7 protein-coding genes are annotated in these 13402 nt (G+C 47.3%); 6 read left to right on the top strand and 1 reads right to left on the bottom strand.

Features of this window, described 5'->3' with window-relative positions:
- Positions 1-111 precede the first annotated feature (111 nt).
- Both Q5076_RS07845 and Q5076_RS07840 read left to right on the top strand, forming a co-directional pair.
- Entirely contained in the window at positions 112-2976 is a 2865-nt protein-coding gene (locus Q5076_RS07845; RefSeq protein WP_303012225.1) for a PAS domain-containing hybrid sensor histidine kinase/response regulator, read from the top strand.
- A 172-nt stretch (positions 2977-3148) separates the two neighbouring features.
- On the top strand, positions 3149-3496 hold the full coding sequence (locus tag Q5076_RS07840) for a hypothetical protein (protein WP_303012224.1): 348 nt from the start codon (positions 3149-3151) through the stop codon (positions 3494-3496).
- Between the two features lie 166 nt (positions 3497-3662).
- Here Q5076_RS07840 and Q5076_RS07835 read toward each other — a convergent pair whose 3' ends face one another.
- Positions 3663-5852 carry an alpha-galactosidase gene (locus Q5076_RS07835; protein ID WP_303012223.1) on the bottom strand — a complete coding sequence of 730 codons (2190 nt, stop codon included), beginning with the start codon at positions 5850-5852 and terminating at the stop codon, positions 3663-3665.
- Between the two features lie 1137 nt (positions 5853-6989).
- On the opposite strand from Q5076_RS07835, the gene Q5076_RS07830 reads away from it, so the two are divergent.
- From Q5076_RS07830 to Q5076_RS07815, 4 genes are all read left to right on the top strand, one after another.
- Complete coding sequence (locus tag Q5076_RS07830; RefSeq protein ID WP_303012222.1) at positions 6990-9194, top strand: sodium-translocating pyrophosphatase; 2205 nt, start codon at positions 6990-6992, stop codon at positions 9192-9194.
- 446 nt (positions 9195-9640) lie between these two features.
- Positions 9641-10540 (top strand): hypothetical protein, encoded by a 900-nt coding sequence (locus Q5076_RS07825; protein WP_303012221.1) that lies wholly within the window; start codon positions 9641-9643, stop codon positions 10538-10540.
- Between the two features lie 152 nt (positions 10541-10692).
- A complete protein-coding gene (locus tag Q5076_RS07820; RefSeq protein WP_303012219.1) occupies positions 10693-11295 on the top strand; it encodes a ribonuclease HII in 603 nt (200 codons plus the stop codon).
- A 180-nt stretch (positions 11296-11475) separates the two neighbouring features.
- Complete coding sequence (locus Q5076_RS07815; protein WP_303012217.1) at positions 11476-13014, top strand: DUF5723 family protein; 1539 nt, start codon at positions 11476-11478, stop codon at positions 13012-13014.
- The last annotated feature ends 388 nt before the right edge of the window (positions 13015-13402 follow it).

The raw sequence follows: 13402 nt of genomic DNA, 5'->3' as shown, positions 1-13402 counted from the left end.
TAGTATGTCCGCTTAGCGGTTCAACTGCTTTTTGGCGGCTTCAAGCACGATTGGATTGCCGGGCAGAGGCTTTCGCCTCAAAGAAGAAGGTGTTTTTGAAATCTCAAGGGAATGGAAATAAAAGATGTTATCATGAATAATAAGATTAGAGAAGACAGTTCCCGTTGGGAAGAGGTGATATCCACGGCAAATATAGGCTGGTGGGAAGCCGACTATGATAAGGAAGCGTATATTCTGTCTGATTTTGTATCCCGGTTGTTAGGGTTGGCTGGCGGTGAGAATGAGATTTCTTTCCGTAACTTCCGCGAGCTGCTCCCGGAGGAATACCGGGGCCTGCTGGATGATTCCGGCCTGTTTGATAAAGACAGCGGCAAGGCAGCCGAACAACGTTTCCCCGTCATCACGCCTGAAGGAAAAGTCTGGGTGCTCATGCGCGCCGCCGGCGGGCAGGGCGCTAACCGGCGTACAGGCATGTTGCAGCTATTGAGCAGGGAAGAAGCGAACTATATGGAATCCGGTTGGGGCAAACGCCTTGAGCGTATGCTCTACTGGCAAACGTCCGTATCCGAAGCGTTGCTTGTTTTTCTGCAGGAGAAGAATACGGCTGTGGCTATCCGCATGATACTGAAAGAATTATTGACCCGGTTTGATGCTGACTATACCTATATTATAGAGTTCGGGAAGAATGATGCCGGCGAGAACTGTATATATGAAGTGGGCAGGGAAGAAAATAATTCCGTCCGCCATGAAAATACGTGCGACCTCATTGACCGGTCAGACTGGTGGTATGGCAAGTTGACGGCGGGCATTCCGATTATGTCGGATATAGCGGACATACCGCCTGAGGGAGGCAGGAGGCTTGAGTGGATGAAAGACAGGAACGTGGTTTCAGTCATACTTCTTCCTCTGTTGTCCGACGGCGGAGTATGGGGATATATGGGAATCGAATTTGTTACGCACAAGCCTTTGTGGAAGCAAGACGAATCCCTTTGGTTTACCTCCATAGCCAACATAATCAGTATTTGTTTGAAATTGAGATATTCCATTGAAGAGGCCGAAAACAAACACCAGTATTTCAAGTGGCTTTTGTCCTGCATACCTGCCGGGATAGAACTCTATAATGCGGAAGGCGTGCTGATAGAAGTCAATGACAAAGATGCTGAAATATTCGGGGTTGCAAAAAAGGAAGATTTGTTGGGCATCAACCTGTTTGAACACCCGCTTGCCAATAAGGAGCTGAGAGACCAAATCCGTCTCGGCGGAACCATCGACCTTTCTTTCAATTACAGTTTTGATAAGATGGCGGATTACTATGAAACGCCTCAGAAAGGGACGCGCGCGTTGATTACCAAGATAATGCCGTTGCACAACAGTGAAGGAAAAATAATCAATTACCTCATTCTGGTGATAGATAATACCGAAACCCGGAATGCCCAAAGCCGCATTATGGAGTTCGAGGAGTTCTTCTCGCTTGCAGGCGACTATGCCAAGGTGGGATATGCCCGGTATGACCTCATTCAGGAAGAAGGGTATGCCAGCGACAGTTGGTATCTGAATATGGGCGCTTCCAAAGACCAGCCGTTGAAAGAACTGTTCGCCTCACACGAATTTATTTATCCGGAAGATGGCAGGAAGATAAACGCTTTTCTGGAAGAAGCCCGGAGGGGGACATCCGGGAAGTTTCGCGAGAATCTCCGTATCCGCCGGAAGAATGACAGCTATACGTGGAGTTGCGCCAACCTTTTAGTCAGGGATTACCGCCCGGAGGAAGGCATCATTGAGTTGGTCGGCATCAATTACGACATCACCGAGCTGAAAGAGATGGAAGAAAAACTCATCGAAGCGAAAAACCGTGCCGAAACTCTGGACCGCCTGAAAAGTGCCTTTCTTGCCAACATGAGCCATGAGATACGCACCCCGCTTAATGCCATCGTAGGATTTGCCGATTTGCTGGTGGATACGGAAAAGGCAAGCGAGCGCCTGGAATATATGGTGATTGTCCGTGAAAATACGGAGCTGTTGCTGCAACTTATCGGTGATATTCTCGACCTGTCTAAAATAGAAGCCGGCACGTTTGATTTTGTTTTCGGGGATGTAGACGTCAACCGGATGATGGATGAGATTGTCCTGTCTTACCGGATGAAAGTTCCTGAAAATGTCAGCCTGTTGCGGGGCGGGTGTCGGGATGAGTGCCATTTGCACGGCGATAAGAATCGTTTGACGCAAGTCATTACCAATTTTGTGAACAATGCGTTGAAATTTACCTTCCGGGGAAGTATCACGTTGGGATATGAGATTGCTCCCGGCAACATGCTCCGTTTCTATGTCACCGATACGGGGACAGGCATCCCTTCCGATAAGATTGGCTCCATCTTCGAACGTTTTGTCAAACTGAACGATTTCGTGCAGGGAACCGGGCTCGGCTTGTCTATCTGTAAAAGCATCATAGAGCAGTTGGGCGGCCATATCGGTGTGGAAAGTGAACAGGGAGCGGGTTCCACCTTTTGGTTTACCCTTCCTTGGATATGTCCGGAACAGGATGATACGCCTTCGGACGAATCCGGCTTGTTTTCCGGCAATTCCCACGTCCCGGCAACTGCCGGAGGAGAAATCCGTAAGCCGCGTATCCTGATTGTAGAAGATAATGTAAGCAACTACTTTCTGCTCGCTTCCATCCTGCGTAAAAACTATGAGCTGCAACATGCCGAAAACGGGAAGGAAGGGGTGGAAATGTACCGGTCATGGAATCCGGACCTGATTCTGATGGATATAAAGATGCCGGTTATGGACGGGTTGACCGCTACGGCTCTTATCCGCAAGCAAGATAAGGAAATTCCGATTATTATCACCACAGCGTTTGCCTTCGAGCAAGACAAAGTGAACGCGCTGCAGGCAGGAGGTAGCGATTTCTTGCCCAAACCGATAAATAGCGCGCATTTGAAAAGCCTGATAGCCAAATGGACTGTGAACGGATGAAAAAACAATTGCGGCGGAACGGGTTTTAATACAGTCCCTTTCCGCCGTTGAAGGGGGGGGAGGCGGTCAGCCGGTTCAATCTGGAAACCGCTTTTTCCCGAAGTGGAATGCTGGGACTCTTTCCCCTCTCGGCTGTTTTCAGGGAGTGTATCAGAATTCAATTTTAGGGGAAATGAACTTTTTATCTGAAACCCGGTGCTCTTTATCTGAAACCCGGTGCTCTTTATCTGAAACTTGGCGTTCTTTATCTGAAATCTGGCGTTCTTCATCTGAAACCCGGCGCTCTTTATCTGAAACCTGGCGCTCTTTATCTGAAACTTGGCACTCTTTATCTGAAGCCTGGCGCTCTTTATCTGAAACCTGGCGCTCTTTATCTGAAACCTGGCGTTCTTCATCTGAAACCCGGTGCTCTTTATCTGAAACCTGGCGCTCTTTATCTGAAACCTGGCGCTCTTTATCTGAAACCTGGCGCTCTTTATCGGCAATAAAAAGGCCGTATCAACTCTCTGTTTTTGAGTAATGATACGGCTATTTTTATGTTTATCAGTTAGATTCTGTAACTGCTTCGAGTGTTCATTTTAGTTTCGACACACTCCCTTTTTATGGTGCATTCATTCTTTTATTTCTGTACGAAAACTGCAACGGTTGTTTAAGACTAGCCAAATTTTTGTCCGGTTATTAGTCCTTTATTCGGCAGTCAGTTCAATCACGCGGCTGAAAGTCTGCTCCGTCGTGAAAGCATGAAGCCCCGCCTTCATCAGATAATCTCCCGAATACGTCTTTTCATCGGCAGCCAGATTGGACTTCTTGCCCGGCATCAGGTTGATTTCTTTCACTTTGTACATCCTCTTCGCATCCAGTCCCTGCAATTTCACCGGGAGCAGTTTCTCCCCGTATCGTGGGTGGATGTCGTAAGTGTAAAGAAGAGCTTTGCCCTTGTCCGGAGAGACATACATCACCGACATGTGGTTGCCGTCGTAAGGCGAAACCAGCCTGTATTGCTCACCGTCGAGGATTACTTTCTTCAGGCGTTTCCAGTTGGCGACAGCGTTTTGGCAGAAAGCCAGTTCGTCCGGGGCCAGCTCTTTCAGCCCAAGGTCGAAACCGAGCTTGCACATGCTGGCTACGTCGGTGCGGAACTTCACGCTAGTCTTTTTATTCCAGCTAGTCACGTGCGCACACATCGCCTTTGCCGGAAAAACTTGCGAGAATCCCCATTGGATAAACAAACGTTCTACCGGGTCGGTATTGTCGCTGCACCAGAATTCCGTGAAATATTTCAGGGCTTCGTAGTCGCAGCGCGCACCGCCGCCGGAGCAGAGCATCATCGGCACGTCCGGGTATTTCTCTTTCACACGTTTCAGGACGTTGTAGATGCCGCGTACATGGGCGATGTAAAGCTGTCCCTGCTTGTTTTTCAGGTATGGAGAGTAGATGTTCGTAATCGGAGAGTTGCAGTCCCATTTGAAGAAAGCCACTTCCGGATTCCCGGTCAGGATATTGTCTACCACGCCGAAAACGAAGTCCTGCACTTCCGGATTGCTCAGGTCGAGTACCAGTTGGTTCCGGTAATAATAAGTCTCCCGGTTCGGCAGCCTGATAGCCCAGTCGGGATGTTTCTCGAATAGCTCGCTCCGGGGATTCACCATTTCCGGTTCAATCCAGATACCGAATTTCACTCCGGTTTCTTTGGCGGATTTTACAAGAGCGGGAATGCCGCCGGGCAGTTTGGCTTTCATCGCCTCCCAGTCGCCCAGGCCGGCGTTGTCGCTGTTGCGCGGGTGTTTGTTACCGAACCAGCCGTCGTCCAGAAGGAACATGTCTACACCGAGATGTTTGGCTTCCTTCATCAGTCCGGAGAGTAGCTCTTCATTGAAGTTGAAATAAGTATTCTCCCAGTTGTTCAGCAGCGTAAGGCGGTCTCCTTGTCCGTCTTTCAGTTGGTAGTTGCGCGCCCAGGCGTGGAGGTTACGGCTGGCTTCACCCGTACCGTTGTTGCTGAACGTGAATATGAATTCGGGAGTCGTGAATACCTCGTCCGCTTTCAGCTCGTAGTCGGATGCGTAAGGATTGATGGCGGGGATTACGCGGAGATTGCCCGCATTGTCCACCTCGAAGGTGAACCGGAAGTTCCCGGTCCATCCGATAGTGCCCAGCATCACGCGACCCTGTGCCTCCTGTGCCGGTTGTTCGATGCCGAGTTCGAAGAACGGGTGGGCGTGCATGGCGGCGCGGCTTCCCAGCTTGGTGTCGATTACTTTCTTTCCGAACCGCAAGGGCTGCGTGCTCATTTGCGCTTCTTTCGCCCAATCGCCGCTGAATTCGGTCAGGTAATATTCATTCCCTGAAAAGTAGAGCATTGCGGAAGCATAGCGCCACAGGGTGACAGAACGCTTTTCATTGTGTTTGATTTCACTCCACGTTTTGATGACGTTCTCTTTCGGGTAAGCGATATAATGCAGGGTGACTTCCACCGGATATTGGTCGTCTTTCAGTCGGATAACCGTTTCTGTTCCGCCTGTCACGGCTTTCTGCCCGGAGGAGACATAGCGGAGGACGGTGCTCGGATTGCCGTCATGATGGGTGATGGCTACGGCCGGTTCGAAATAATCTTCTGCGCCGGACCCCGGATATGCCTCCCAACCGCGGGCGGATACGCTTCCGTCACTGCCGCTTTTCACATAAGGAGAGAAATGGTCGATGTCCCGTTCATTCAGCAGTTTGTCGCCGAGGTAAGCTTGATAAAGGCGTCCGTTCGGGGCCACCTGGAGGATTAAGTCCGTGTTGTCCGTTGTGATGCGGATAACGTTCTTTTCCTGCGCATTCATCGGCGCCAGTGTAAAACAGGCCATTAGTAGTGCAAATAGTTTCTTCATGGTTTTTTTAAGATAAATAATATTAGGTATCAGTTTGTTTTCGGTCATAAGGAGACACCGCAAAGATAAGGATAATTCGTTATGTACAACCCGGAATTCGATGCTTGTGCCGAATTATATGATAAATGGGAACGAAACGGTTCCCGTTTGTCCTGCTCATGCGGTTCCGGTTACGGGCGCATCGGGCGGTTTCCTTTTTTATGGTAAGTTGTAAGGCGTTCCCCATCCGGGATTTCCGGATTCCGGTCGGGAATGGCCGGTGCGGGCCGGGTAAAAAAATAAATGAATATGGACAACCGTATCCGGATATGAACCGGCGGACAGCCGTTTTGGGGATGCGTCGTGTCGTTTCGTCCGGTTCATTATGAAGGAACGATAGGTTCCACCGCTTGAAACTGTTTGTTCCACACCGAGAAACTGTAGTTTCCATAGTTTGGAAACTTTAGTTTCTGGCGGTTGAAACTGTAGTTTCTTTCTATTGAAACTTTAGTTTCTATCAGGTGAAACTATAGTTCCAATAAGTGGAAACCGATAATTGCCTGATAGGGGTGTACTGTACTGGATTTAGTTGACAACTTTGCTTGTTATGCCTAAATTGGTTTACTCGATATCTTTAAAAAACTAAATAAGTTTACTTATCCCCTTTGTAATTCCTGCATAAGTTGTCATTACACTGGATAAGGTTGGTATGTTCATACCGTATAATCTGAAAGCTTCCCTTTATTGCAACGGCAGGAGGGGCGGCGGGGGTATCGTATAATTGCTGGCGGGCGATGTATTCCGGGCTTTTCGCATGACGGGGACAACAGTGTTCCGGAATAACCGGTTTTTATGGCAGGGATATCCGCCCGTTGCATTTTTCATACGGAACTTCTTGTGCTTGTCACCTTATTTCCGGTATATGTCAACTAAACCAGATACTCCATACGGATAGTTATATATCGGCATATCCGCAAAAGGATGTTTATATATAAACGGTTGGTGGGGATGCCCGTTGCACTCATATAAACGGAAAAAGACATTGCCTTTTGATGGCGCCGTGTATGAAAAACAAACAAATTCTTTCTTCTTTACTTGCTTTTTACGATTGGTTTCCATACTTTTAGCGACCGTAAACCCTTTAATAATTTTGAATCTATGGACAACATTCTTTTCTGGCTGGTTCCAGCCGCTTCCGTGTTGGCCCTCTGTTTTGCTTATTACTTCCATAAGCAAATGATGAAAGAGAGCGAAGGCACTTCCCAAATGATAAGAATCGCCGCTGCCGTGCGCAAAGGCGCCATGTCTTATCTGAAACAACAGTATAAGATTGTCGGTTGCGTGTTCTTGGGGCTGGTTGTTTTGTTCTCAATCATGGCGTATGGTTTCCATGTCCAGAATGCATGGGTTCCCATCGCTTTCCTGACGGGCGGTTTCTTTTCCGGGCTTTCCGGCTTTCTCGGAATGAAGACGGCTACTTATGCGTCGGCACGTACGGCAAATGCCGCACGGGGTTCGCTGAACGCCGGATTGAGAATCGCTTTCCGGAGCGGTGCGGTAATGGGACTGGTGGTGGTCGGACTCGGCTTGCTTGACATTTCTTTCTGGTATCTGCTGCTGAATGAGGTGATTCCCGCCGATGCGCTGTCGCCGACTCATAAACTTTGTGTCATTACTACCACGATGCTGACTTTCGGTATGGGAGCTTCCACCCAGGCGCTCTTTGCCCGTGTGGGAGGCGGTATTTATACGAAAGCTGCCGATGTGGGAGCCGACCTTGTAGGAAAGGTGGAAGCGGGAATCCCCGAAGACGACCCGCGCAACCCGGCGACGATTGCCGATAATGTGGGGGATAATGTCGGCGATGTGGCAGGCATGGGCGCCGATTTGTACGAATCTTATTGCGGTTCGATTCTTGCGACCGCCGCATTGGGAGCCGCCGCCTTTATCCATTCTTCGGATACGGCGATGCAGTTTAAGGCTGTCATTGCCCCGATGCTGATTGCCGCTGTGGGGATTATCCTTTCCATCATAGGTATCTTCGCCGTCCGCACGAAAGAAAATGCGAAGATGAAGGATTTGCTGGGCTCATTGGCATTCGGCACGAACCTGAGTTCCGTGCTTATCGTGATTGCCACTTTCTTTATTCTGTGGCTTTTGCAGTTGCAGAACTGGGTATGGATTTCTTGTGCCGTGGTGGTCGGTTTGTTGGTCGGCATCGTGATTGGCCGTTCCACCGAGTATTATACTTCGCAGTCTTACCGTCCTACTCAGAAATTGAGCGAGAGCGGCAAAACCGGTCCTGCCACGGTAATCATTTCCGGCATCGGCCTGGGCATGCTTTCTACGGCTATTCCTGTCATTGCAGTCGTGGTGGGCATTATCGCTTCTTACCTGTTGGCTGCCGCAGGCGATTTCACTGACATAGGCATGGGACTGTACGGAATCGGTATCGCCGCTGTCGGCATGCTTTCTACATTGGGCATTACTTTGGCGACGGATGCGTATGGCCCGATTGCCGATAATGCGGGCGGCAACGCGGAGATGTCCGGCTTGGGCGAGGAAGTACGCAAACGTACCGACGCGCTCGATTCTCTCGGAAATACGACTGCTGCGACCGGAAAAGGTTTTGCGATTGGTTCCGCCGCATTGACGGGGCTGGCTTTGCTTGCATCTTATATTGAGGAGATACGCATCGGACTGACTCGTCTCGGACATGCGGATTTGACTTTCCCGAACGGGGAGACTGTCAGTGTGGCACATGCGACGTTTATCGACTTCATGAATTATTATGAAGTGAATCTGATGAATCCGAAAGTCCTTTCGGGCATGTTTCTCGGTTCTATGATGGCTTTCCTGTTCTGTGGCTTGACGATGAATGCGGTGGGACGTGCGGCAGGGCATATGGTAGATGAAGTGCGTCGCCAGTTCCGTGAGATTAAAGGAATTCTGACGGGAGAGGCCGAACCGGATTACGAGCGTTGTGTGGCTATTTCTACGAAAGGGGCGCAGCGCGAGATGGTCGTGCCTTCCCTGATTGCCATTATCGCTCCTATCTTTACGGGGCTTGTTTTCGGCGTTCCCGGTGTGCTCGGCCTGTTAATCGGCGGTTTGAGCAGCGGTTTCGTATTGGCTATCTTCATGGCGAATGCCGGCGGTGCGTGGGATAATGCGAAGAAGTATGTGGAAGAGGGGAATTTCGGCGGTAAAGGCAGCGAAGTCCATAAGGCGACAGTGGTCGGGGACACGGTAGGCGATCCGTTTAAGGATACATCCGGCCCCAGTCTGAATATATTGATAAAACTGATGAGCATGGTTGCCATCGTCATGGCAGGGCTGACTGTCGCGTGGAGTTTGTTCTGACGGTTATATGGGCATGGCGGCACGCCTTGTCCGGTGAGGTTGTCCGGAAATAGATTCTAAGGACTGATAATCTTCCGGTTTGGAATTTTTTAGAAGAATCATCCCCTTATTTTACCCGATATTCGTTGAATGAGGGTTCAAATAAGGGGATTTTCTTGAGGCTGCTTTATGGGTGGCGGAGGGGTTCGTTTTTCTATTTCGGGTTCGTTTTGCCAGGCGTTTTTTTGAATCTCTCACTCATTTATTTTGACCAGGTAGGCGTAGATAAGGGCATTCTACTCAGATGTCCGGAGGAACCGGTTTTCCCGTATTTGGATATATTGATATATTTGTCCTAGGTAAACAGTATGTGTCGATAAGGGCTAAATGCCTCTTGGAGAGGTCCCTGCACTATGCTTTTTAGAAAATGCCTAAAGAGGGGGCCATAGGCAAAATATGTGTTTGTTATGGGATGGTTAAAGTATTTTTCTCTTTTCTTTTGTTTGGTCGCGTTGGGAGTAAATTTTACGTCTTGCGGCGGTGACGACGACGAGGGTGTCAGTCTGGGGGTGTCTCCTTATGAAGGAATAAGCGGTAAGTATAATGTTACGAACGCTTCAAGCGAATATCAATCCATAGAATTGGGGGCAAGCGGGAATTACATCATAGAGTTAAAACAGAATTCCCCGGTGCGGAGCTTGTCGGCAGGCGGGCAGTACGGTCGTCCTTCTTTCTTGCGTAATGGTTCCGGAGTTGCGTCTACGCGGAATGTAAACGGATATATTATCTATGGAAAATATACTCAAGACGGGAACATCCTTCATCTGGAAAATTTCGGGACGTTGGAGATTATTTATGAAGGGGATATCATAGCGGGGTTTGAACTTACGCTGGCGGGTGAAACGGAGTCTGTCTCTTTGGAAGTCGAGAAGGAGGAGCAACTGGAAGATGATGAGCTGAACAATCAATTGTGCCGTACCTGGAATATTGTGTCCGTACGTGATGTGGAGTATGTGAACGGCGAGAAGGTTTATGATGCTACAATGACGCCGGAAAATCCTTATGCTCCCGATGATGATGGCAATATGGAGGAACTTACGGCATTTCCGCTTCAGATATTATTCTCGAAGGCCGGGACTTATTTAGTCTATTATAAGGACGGAACAGTGGATATGGCGAAGTGGAAATGGAAAAATAAGGCTGATAAGACGATTTGTTATGCCTGGGGAGAAAGTTGGCTGGAAGATGAATGGGCTGCCTTGGAGTTTTCCGGAAACAGGCTGACTGTGATTGAGGATTACAGTGAAACATATCATGGTGTGACCGAGAGGTATTACAGCGAAACGGTGCTGGCGGCTGTCAATTGAGGAAGAAAAGAGTTGGCAGTTTGAAGCGGTCATGCGGTTAAAGGGAGGGGAATCCGTCTCTTTAGCCGCATGATTGTTTCAGTTGTTCGGGATATAGTCTTTTTAATCTGATTATTTTGCGTATTTTTGCGGGGATTGAAATGTATGAAACAATGTTGTTACCTTATTTGAATGAGACTTTGATAGAAGCGGGGTGTGACGAAGCGGGACGCGGCTGCCTGGCGGGTTCCGTATATGCCGCAGCCGTCATTCTTCCTAAAGATTTTAAGAACGGATTGCTGAATGATTCCAAGCAACTGACGGAGAAACAGCGTTATGCTCTCCGTGAGGTGATTGAGAGGGAGGCGGTAGCTTGGGCGGTCGGGGTCGTTTCTCCCGAAGAGATTGATGAAATCAATATTTTGCGGGCTTCTTTTCTCGCCATGCATCGTGCTGTGGCCCGGTTGGCCGTACGTCCGGAGCATTTGCTGATTGACGGGAACCGTTTTGACAAATATCCCGGCATTCCCCATACTACAGTAGTCAAAGGCGATGGAAAGTATCTTTCGATAGCCGCCGCTTCTATCCTGGCTAAAACTTACCGTGACGATTATATGAACCGTCTTCATGAAGAGTATCCTTGTTATGACTGGAACCGTAACAAGGGGTATCCTACTAAGAAACATCGTGCCGCCATCGCCGAGTACGGTACGACTCCTTACCATCGAATGACTTTTAATTTGTTGGGAAGCGGACAACTTTCCCTGGATTTTTAGGGCCGGCAGATTTTTCCTACACTTTAATTTCTACATTTTTTTGCAATATAAGCACGATTTTATTACGTTTAACCGTAAAATTGTTCTGTTTAGGCTAAAAAAGTGTTGCTCTGTGCTTTTATTTGTTATTGAAATGCTATATATTTGCGAACAATAATAAGAATTAAAAAGTTTAAAATCATGGCAACGAACAAGCTACTTTCGTCGGTGAAACTCCTTGGAGTGTCCTTTATTATGTTAATGGGTGTCATTCCTGCAAATGCACAGTTTTTACGTACTTCTTATTTTATGGAAGGGACGCATTACCGCCAACAGTTGAATCCGGCTTTGACGCCGACTAAGGGGTATTTTAATCTTCCGGTTATCGGTGCGGTAAACGCCACTGTCGGTTCTACTTCGTTAGGTTATCAGGATATTATTGATATTATTGACGATGGCGATGATTTTTATACTAAGCCGGATTTCATGAATCGTCTGAAAGACAATAATACGTTGAATGTGAATTTCAGCACGGAGATTCTTTCGGCCGGATGGTATAAAGGAAAGAATTTCTGGTCGTTTAATATCGGACTTCGTACGGATATCGGGGCGAATCTGACTAAATCCATGTTTACGTTCCTGAACGAGATGGAGACGATAGAGGAAAATTGGCGGAATAGTAGTTATGATATTAGCGGCCAGCAATTGAATATTAACGCTTATGCGGAAGTCGGGTTAGGACTTTCACGTCAGATTAACAAGCGTTTGACAGTTGGCGGACGGGTAAAAGTGTTATTGGGTGTCGGTAATATGGAATTGAAACTTAATAATATTGCAATGAGCGCCAACTTACCGACTGATGCGGAAATTGCAGATTGGTCGAATTCTGATTATTGGGCAGGTTTAGGTGATGGAGCTGCTGCAAAAATCGAGGAACTGAAAACTAAATTCAACGATTATCATGCTAACCTGGCAGTAGGGGCCGAACTGAAAAGCTCTTTTAAGGGTTTGGACTTGAAAGAGGAAGAAGGTAAGGATTATGTTACTGATTTCGATTTCAACGGTGATGATTTGGGGATTGCCGGTTACGGTTTCGGTATTGATTTGGGAGCTTCTTATAAGATTCTGGACAACTTGACTGTATCTGCGTCTATTCTGGATTTAGGTTTTATCTCCTGGTCGAAGTCAAGCACGAAGATAGCATCGGCTAATCCGGACCCGATTAATATTGAAGGAAAGTCTTATGCGGGAATGATTAACAGTAATGATCCGGCAAGCGTTGTAAATGCCTTGAACCAATTTCAGAGTGACACGGAAGGATATATGGACCGTGTAACAAACGGTGATGTCCTTGATTACGACATGTTGCAGCTTAAAGTAGGAGATGCTAAAGAGTCCCGTAAGTCACGTTTGGCTTCTACATTGGTATTGGGTGCGGAATACGGATTCTTTAATAATAAACTGGCGGTTGGCGTTTTGTCTACGACTCGTTTCGTACAACCGGATGCTCTTACGGAGTTGACATTCTCTGCAAATTATCGGCCGAAGAGCTGGTTTAACGTAGCGCTCAGCTATTCTGCAATCCAGTCTGCAGGTAAATCATTCGGTTTGGGTTTGAAACTAGGTCCGTTGTTCCTCGGAACCGACTACATGTTCTTAGGTAAGAATTCCAATTCTGTGAATGGATTTGTAGGAGTTTCTATTCCGTTAGGTGGAAGAAAAGCAAATAAACAAGGATAAAAATAATTTCTCTCTCTAAACATTCTCTTTTAATTAATTCTCTATAGAGGAAAAACGTACTATTCAGCTTACTATCTTAGAATCCGGTTAAGGATTAAAGATGGTAAGCTGTTTTTTTATGTCTTGGAAAGAAAGAGGAAAAATATTGGCTGTTTATCTTTCTTTTTCGGCAAGATAGTCATAAGAAAAGCATTCTTAGTATATTAGATAGATATTTGTACTTTTTTCAGATTAATAATTTTGTATAATTTCGCCTTCAAATAAGTATTGGAGTCAACACGGGTTTGAGTGAGTAGTTCAGATATTAAGTAAGTTGATATATAGTGAAATATAGAATTGAATAAAAACTTAACAGAATTAGTATGTGTAAAAAACAATTTGTTATTTC

The sequence above is a fragment of the uncultured Bacteroides sp. genome (genome assembly GCF_958445495.1).
GTDB lineage: Bacteria > Bacteroidota > Bacteroidia > Bacteroidales > Bacteroidaceae > Bacteroides.
The sequence above is the reverse complement of the archived record's forward strand: the minus strand, read 5'-3'. Positions and strand labels throughout refer to the sequence as shown.

Coding starts and splice junctions, on each gene's coding strand:
- Q5076_RS07845 (WP_303012225.1), top strand. CDS start 112: ATGGAAATAAAAGATGTTATCATGAATAATAAGATTAGAGAAGACAGT.
- Q5076_RS07840 (WP_303012224.1), top strand. CDS start 3,149: ATGAACTTTTTATCTGAAACCCGGTGCTCTTTATCTGAAACCCGGTGC.
- Q5076_RS07830 (WP_303012222.1), top strand. CDS start 6,990: ATGGACAACATTCTTTTCTGGCTGGTTCCAGCCGCTTCCGTGTTGGCC.
- Q5076_RS07815 (WP_303012217.1), top strand. CDS start 11,476: ATGGCAACGAACAAGCTACTTTCGTCGGTGAAACTCCTTGGAGTGTCC.
- Q5076_RS07825 (WP_303012221.1), top strand. CDS start 9,641: ATGGGATGGTTAAAGTATTTTTCTCTTTTCTTTTGTTTGGTCGCGTTG.
- Q5076_RS07820 (WP_303012219.1), top strand. CDS start 10,693: ATGTTGTTACCTTATTTGAATGAGACTTTGATAGAAGCGGGGTGTGAC.
- Q5076_RS07835 (WP_303012223.1), bottom strand. CDS start 5,852: ATGAAGAAACTATTTGCACTACTAATGGCCTGTTTTACACTGGCGCCG.